A 1,059-nucleotide genomic window follows, 5' to 3' on the forward strand; every position below is an offset into this window, starting at 1 on the left:
CCTCTACGACCCCAACTGGACGCTGCACGCCGCGGTCGAGCAGGACTACGACGGGCCCGGCGCGGTCTGGCCGCTGCCGTGGCGGGCCGGCCGCCGCAAGCCGCAGACCGGCCGTAGCGACGGACCCAAGCCCCGGCTCACCCTCATCCGCGAGGGCGGGCACGCAACGCGCCATGCCCGGTGGCGACCCGAACCCAAGGAGTGACATGTCCGCCCTGTCCGACTTCGCCGCGGCCCTCGCCAGCGGCGCGATCAGCGTCATCGACCTCACCGCTCCCCTGTCGGAAGCCACCCCGATCCTCGAGCTGCCACCGGAGTTCGGCCAGACCCAGCAGTTCCAGCTCGAGGAGATCAGCCGGTATGACGACCGGGGGCCCGCGTGGTACTGGAACAACTTCCACACCGGCGAGCACACCGGCACCCACTTCGACGCCCCCAACCACTGGGTGACCGGCAAGGACGGCGCAGACATCGCGTCGGTGCCCGTCGGCAAGCTGATCGCGCCCGCCGTGGTGCTGGACTTCAGCGACCGCGTCGCCGCTGACCCGGACTTCCTGGTCGAGATCGATGACATCAAGGCCTGGGAGGCGGAGCACGGGCCGCTGCCCGATGGCGGCTGGCTGCTGGTGCGGACCGGGTGGGACGCGCGGACCACGCAGGAGTCGGCGATCAACGCCAACGAGACCGGTCCGCACAGCCCCGGCCTCTCGGCGGAATGCGCTCGCTGGGTGGCGCAGGAGTCGCCGGTGCTGGGCATGGGGGTCGAGACCGTCGGCACGGACGCGGGGGCGGCCCACTCGTTCGACCCCGCCTTCCCCTGCCACTCCTACTTGATGGGCAGCGACAAGTACGGTCTGACCCAGCTGCAGAACCTCGCGTCGCTGCCGGCCACGGGTGCCGTGGTGATCGCCGGACCGCTGCCCATCGTGACCGGATCCGGCTCTCCTGCGCGGGTGCTGGCTCTGGTCGAGCGATGAGGCACGGGTCGGTCTCGACGGCCGCCGGCCGGCCTCGGCAGGCGCCGGAGGGGGCCCGGTGAACGTCGCGCAGGCGGTGGGG

The 1,059-nt window shown here is 72.2% G+C and carries 2 protein-coding genes; both read left to right on the top strand.

The window, feature by feature from the left end:
• Positions 1 to 205: hypothetical protein (locus FRW57_RS21980; protein WP_152187080.1), on the top strand; the 205-nt coding region annotated here is incomplete at its 5' end.
• Position 206: 1 nt separating this feature from the next.
• Complete coding sequence (locus tag FRW57_RS21985) at positions 207 to 977, top strand: cyclase family protein (protein WP_137120448.1); 771 nt, start codon at positions 207 to 209, stop codon at positions 975 to 977.
• Positions 978 to 1,059: the final 82 nt, after the last annotated feature.

Source organism: Segeticoccus rhizosphaerae (assembly GCF_009192725.1).
In the GTDB taxonomy this organism is placed as follows: Bacteria; Actinomycetota; Actinomycetes; order Actinomycetales; family Dermatophilaceae; genus Segeticoccus; species Segeticoccus rhizosphaerae.

Bases quoted from the DNA above. Each gene is read 5' to 3' on its own strand.
- FRW57_RS21985 (WP_137120448.1), top strand. From the start codon at position 207: ATGTCCGCCCTGTCCGACTTCGCCGCGGCCCTCGCCAGCGGCGCGATC.